3 protein-coding genes are annotated in these 4,481 nt (G+C 41.1%); 1 reads left to right on the top strand and 2 read right to left on the bottom strand.

The annotated features are described in order from the left end of the window. On the bottom strand, positions 1-1,417 hold a 1,417-nt coding region (locus H5185_RS21355), incomplete at its 3' end, for a lytic transglycosylase (RefSeq protein WP_182743138.1). Between the two features lie 133 nt (positions 1,418-1,550). Then, on the bottom strand, positions 1,551-3,056 hold the full coding sequence (rmuC, locus tag H5185_RS21350) for a DNA recombination protein RmuC (RefSeq protein WP_182696995.1): 1,506 nt from the start codon (positions 3,054-3,056) through the stop codon (positions 1,551-1,553). 297 nt (positions 3,057-3,353) lie between these two features. On the opposite strand from rmuC, the gene msrP reads away from it, so the two are divergent. Further along, positions 3,354-4,391, top strand: coding sequence for a protein-methionine-sulfoxide reductase catalytic subunit MsrP (gene msrP / locus H5185_RS21345; RefSeq protein ID WP_182743135.1), 1,038 nt, complete (start codon positions 3,354-3,356; stop codon positions 4,389-4,391). The last annotated feature ends 90 nt before the right edge of the window (positions 4,392-4,481 follow it).

The following is a 4,481-nucleotide window of genomic DNA, read 5'->3' as shown; positions in this document are numbered from 1 at the left end:
GCAGTGCCAGTGAATCCCATAACTTACCTTGAATACTTGATTCAACGCTCAATGCATGCCAACCGTTTTTTAAGGCTAACAAACCGTATTGTGCCGTCATGTCACTGTTATGGCGGCGCATTAAATACAACCACTCATTACGAGCATCAATTTGCTTATCTAAAGCCATTAATTCAATCACGCGAGCAAGGCCGGGATCTTGATTTAACTTAGCTTGCAATTCTGGATTGGGTGCTAAGTTATTATCATTCATCGCCAAAGGTTTACCGAGCGCTTCTGCGGCATTAAAGCCGTAAAAGTTACGTTCGCCACTTAAGGTCAACTGCAGTTGTGTTGCACGGGTTTTGTCATGGCTAGAGGTCATCTTAGCTTGCCAATATTGCCAACGAGGATCAGCTTTACCTTGATCGCTTAACAAGGCTAAATACTTCTCTACTGTCGTAAAGTCCTGTTGACGAATGGCCCAGCGTAAGCGCATTTCATATAAATCATCAGACTTTAGTAATGGCAACATGGTGTCAATGTGTGACACTAATTTATCGTCTTGCTTGATCAGTGCTCGGCGAACTAAATAGCGATTAAGTTGGCGTCCGCCAAAGTCACTGAATCGATCTAATTTTTGATATTTTACATACAGTTTAATTGCTTGATGTAAATCCTTGTAGGCCAGTTTACGCAATCCGGCATCAACAATATCACCTATGATAGGTTTTGAGCTGGCAAATTTTTTCATGTGCCGTAAGCTATTTGGGTCGCGATACACTGACAATAATAGTTTGGCTTCGTCATCATGTTGGGTGATTTTTTGAGACAAATAGTTGAGTAAACTGGATTGGCCAGCGTCGAAACTAAGTAGCATGCGGGCCCAGATAAGTTCTTGGGTGCGATAGCCCGCTTTAGTCCATTGATTAATCACCGCATCACATTCTTTAGGACGTGAATAGCCATAAACCCATATGCGTTCTACACCTTTGTATGCCATCTCTTTATTACCCGCATCAAGTTGTGCTTGGTAGTAATAACATTGCAGACGGATATCATTAGGCGTGTCTGGTGATATCACCAGAAAGTCTTGCCAACGTTGTTTTTTACCTGCGTTAAGCAGATAGCGATAACGGGCATTATTGTACAGCGGTGTAGTATCAAATTTGTTGATAGCATTGAGTGCTATGCTACCTGGAGACTGCACTATGCTGTCGATGGTTGCGTGGTAGTCGAGGTAAACCGTTAATGGATAATCGGCTAATTTTTTGCGTAATGCTTGATACTTATCCAGCTGGTTTTTATCCAGTGCTTGACGAGCATCAAGATAGCGTTGCTGTTGTGAGGTCAGCGCATTAGCTTGGCTTATAAAGGCCAATGATGTACTGAATAATAATGCGCTAGCCATTAACATGTTTGCCCAAGTGTTACGCATTTAAATAAGGATCTCCGCCACAGTAATTTGTTTCCTAAAAAGAATGGGTGATTAATGCTTTTGCTAAACAGTCGTTGTACGTTGTTAAATCACTATTAGTCTTATTGATTAAATAAAGATTAATTATTACTTATTATTGCAATTCACTATCACTAGTGTGTTTTTCGACTGATTCATCTAGTGCCCGGTTGAGCAATTGTTTATCTAACTGCTTGCTGGTATCGACACCTAATTGCTGCATGTAATGTGCTTGTCTAATGACATTGCCTTTACCTGAGGATAATTTTGCCATGGCACTTTGATAGCTTTTGTCTGCAGTGTCTAAGGCCCGGCCAAGCTTTTCCATGTCTTCAAGGTAACCGCATAATTTATCGTAAATACGACTGGCTTGTTTAGCGATATTTTGCGCATTTTGGTTTTGGTACTCATAACGCCATATATTGTTGATGGTGCGCAAAGCTACTAATAAGTTGGTTGGACTCACCAGCATAATATTTTGCTCTAAGGCAAAGTTAACTAGGCTTGGATCATATTCAATGGCCAGTAAAAATGCTGGCTCAATCGGAATGAACATTAGCACATAGTCCAAACTCTTCAGCCCATGCAGCTTATGATAATCTTTTTGGCCAAGACCCTTAATATGTTGTCTAATTGATAACGCATGTTCTTTTATTGCCTGGTCGCGAATGTCTTTATCTTCGCTATTAAAGTAACGCTCATAGCTGACCAGCGACATTTTTGCATCAATTACCACGTCTTTTTGCTCAGGCAAATGCACGATAACATCGGGTTTAAAACGCTTGCCATTATCGTCTTTTAAATCTTGCTGTGTTTGATACTCATGGCCTTCGCGTAAACCACTTTCTTGTAATACGCGTTCTAAAATCACTTCGCCCCAATTACCTTGCTGCTTGTTGTCACCTTTAAGCGCTTTGGTCAGGTTAATGGCATCTTGGCTCATTTTTAAGTTGAGATCGCGCAAATTGTCTAATTGATGCTTTAACGCGCTACGCTCAGATTGCTCATGGGTGTACGACTCTTGAATTTGACGTCGAAAGCCTTCTAATTGTTGTTTCAGCGGCCCGATAACACCGTCTATTTGCGAGACATTTTGTTGTTTAAAGTTTTCACTGCGTTCTTCGAAAATTCGATTTGCCAGGTTTTCAAATTGCAGTTTAAGGCGTTCTTCAGCAGATTCGAGTAAGGCTATTTTATCTTGTAATGATTTTTGCTCAGTTTCAGCTTTGACCAGAATCGTTTGTTGCACTGCATTAGACTTCGCTAAATTGAGCTGTGATTCCATTAAACGATGTTGAATATCAACCATTTGTTGTTCAACAAGACTAACCCGATCTGCTTTGGTTTCTGCGCTAGACAGTTGGCCAATCAGATCTTCAATTTTACTTTGCAGATGATTACTGTGATCAATTTTATCATCGAGATTATCTTGTAATCTGGACATTTCAATTTGGACTTCATTGAGTTGTTGAAGCGTTTGCTGTTCATGTTGAAGCTTAAGTTGCTCCCATCGTTTACGAGTTAATCGTTGATTGATTAGGGCGCCAATGAGAAAGGCAACAAACGCGACAGCAATCAAAGCTGCAATTTGAGGAGGAGTTAACGACACTGCAAAAGGCATAACAAAAACCGATAGAAAATAATGGTTAAGGGTCGCACGGCTAATAATCCGCTGCAAGAGGTAAACTGAGGATTTAATCAAATATTATTGTTAATGATTAAATTTAAACCTAACCCTTATATAGGTTCGTATAGCATTTGCAGTGACACCATTTCGGCAATCGATAAAGGTTGACGGCCTTTTGGTTTTTTTTAGTCATATTCTGAAATAAAAATAGGTTTTTACCTGTCTATTGAGATAAGTATGGCAGATTATGGTAATACTTTGCTGTCGAAAAATATTTTATTGAGGTGATTTATGACCGGTAAAAAACGCTTTACTCAAGGCATACAACAACGTGCGGCTTGGCATATTCCTGATAACCAAGTGACTCCCGAATCGGTATTTAATGATCGCCGTAACATTATCAAAGCACTTGGGTTAGGAGCGTTGGGAGCCAGTTTGCCTGGTCAAGTTCAAGCAGGTATTTTTGATTTATTTGGCGAGCAAAAAGCGCAACATCCTTTTGTGACTCAAGGTCTGCAATATACAACTCCCGCTAAGTTTGTGTTATCCAATCCGAAAACCCCAGAAGATAAGGTGACTCGTCATAATAACTTCTATGAATTTGGTACCAGTAAATCCGATCCCTATGACAATGGGCAAAACTTTAAGGTTGATCCTTGGACACTGACCATTGATGGCTTGGTTGATAAGCCGATTACCTTAGACCTTAATGAGTTGACGACCCGTTTCGCTCTTGAAGAGCGCACTTATCGTTTACGCTGTGTTGAGGCTTGGTCGATGGTGATACCTTGGGTGGGCTTTTCGTTAGCCAGTTTACTTAAACAAGCTGGGGTGCAAAGTAACGCGACTCACGTTGCTTTTGAGACCTTGTTTGATCCGGAGCAAATGCCCGGACAAAAGAGTCGCTTAATGGGTGGTGGGATCCATTATCCCTATGTTGAAGGCTTAACGGTTGCAGAGGCGATGAATGACTTATCGTTTTTAGCCGTCGGTTTATATGGTAAAACCTTGCCGCCACAAAATGGTGCGCCTATCCGCTTAGTCGTGCCTTGGAAATACGGTTTTAAGAGCATTAAATCAGTAGTGAGAATCCGCGTGATGGATAAGCAGCCACCAACGAGTTGGAATCAATTAGCTTCGAGTGAGTATGGTTTTTATGCCAATGTCAATCCAGAGGTTGATCATCCACGTTGGTCACAAGCATCTGAGCGCAGTATTGGGGAGGGTGGCCTTTTCTCAGCGAAACGTATTCCGACACAAATGTTCAATGGTTATGGCGATTCAGTCGCCGACCTGTATAAAAATATTGACCTGAGGAAGTTTTACTAATGCGCATAAGTGCTCGAGGGCTGTTTTGGCTAAAGGTGTTGTTACATATTAGCTTTTTATTGCCAGCCTTTTATCTCGTGGCGCTAGTGT

The sequence above is a fragment of the Shewanella sp. SG44-6 genome (assembly GCF_014164185.1).
In the GTDB taxonomy this organism is placed as follows: Bacteria; Pseudomonadota; Gammaproteobacteria; order Enterobacterales; family Shewanellaceae; genus Shewanella; species Shewanella vesiculosa.
Note: the sequence above shows the minus strand (reverse complement) of the source record. Positions and strands in the feature narration are given on the sequence as shown.

Bases quoted from the DNA above. Each gene is read 5' to 3' on its own strand.
- msrP (WP_182743135.1), top strand. From the start codon at position 3,354: ATGACCGGTAAAAAACGCTTTACTCAAGGCATACAACAACGTGCGGCT.
- rmuC (WP_182696995.1), bottom strand. From the start codon at position 3,056: ATGCCTTTTGCAGTGTCGTTAACTCCTCCTCAAATTGCAGCTTTGATT.